Genomic DNA, 228 nt, shown 5'->3' on the forward strand with positions numbered 1-228 from the left:
GCAGCATGTCGAAGCTGCGAGTTTCCACCGTGTTTTCGGACTTGAAGGCGGCAAGCCGCGTTTCACCATCGACAGCGATGAGGTTGCTGCCGAAGTGGGTCTCGACGCCGTAGCGATCGATCGTCTGCTCGAGCGCCGGGACGTACTCCTTCACGCCGAACAGCGTTGGCGCAGCGCTGTGAAAGGCGACCTGGACATTGCCGAGAACGCCTTCGCGCTCCCAATGAT

The 228-nt window shown here is 61.0% G+C and carries 1 pseudogene; it reads right to left on the minus strand.

The features are described 5' to 3' along the window. Positions 1-228 (minus strand): annotated as a pseudogene (locus tag ACSNOK_RS36690) (pyridine nucleotide-disulfide oxidoreductase); the annotation flags it as partial.

The sequence above is a fragment of the Streptomyces sp. URMC 126 genome (assembly GCF_051386555.1).
Classification (GTDB): Bacteria; Actinomycetota; Actinomycetes; order Streptomycetales; family Streptomycetaceae; genus Streptomyces.